At 51.6% G+C, this 568-nt stretch carries 1 rRNA gene; it reads left to right on the forward strand.

What is annotated here, in order from left to right:
* Positions 1-28: 28 nt before the first annotated feature.
* Positions 29-568: ribosomal RNA gene (locus V6942_RS23370) — 23S ribosomal RNA — on the forward strand; the annotation flags it as partial.

The raw sequence follows: 568 nt of genomic DNA on the forward strand, positions 1-568 counted from the left end.
TGTTTTACGAAACATCTTCGGGTTGTGAGGTTAAGCGACTAAGCGTACACGGTGGATGCCCTGGCAGTCAGAGGCGATGAAGGACGTGCTAATCTGCGATAAGCGTCGGTAAGGTGATATGAACCGTTATAACCGGCGATTTCCGAATGGGGAAACCCAGTGTGATTCGTCACACTATCATTACGTGAATACATAGCGTAATGAAGCGAACCGGGGGAACTGAAACATCTAAGTACCCCGAGGAAAAGAAATCAACCGAGATTCCCCCAGTAGCGGCGAGCGAACGGGGAGCAGCCCAGAGTCTGAATCAGCTTGTGTGTTAGTGGAACGGTCTGGAAAGTCCGACGGTACAGGGTGATAGTCCCGTACACCAAAATGCACAGGTTGTGAACTCGAAGAGTAGGGCGGGACACGTGGTATCCTGTCTGAATATGGGGGGACCATCCTCCAAGGCTAAATACTCCTGACTGACCGATAGTGAACCAGTACCGTGAGGGAAAGGCGAAAAGAACCCCGGCGAGGGGAGTGAAAAAGAACCTGAAACCGTGTACGTACAAGCAGTGGGAGC

The organism is Kluyvera genomosp. 2, from assembly GCF_036759865.1.
Classification (GTDB): domain Bacteria; phylum Pseudomonadota; class Gammaproteobacteria; order Enterobacterales; family Enterobacteriaceae; genus Kluyvera; species Kluyvera ascorbata_B.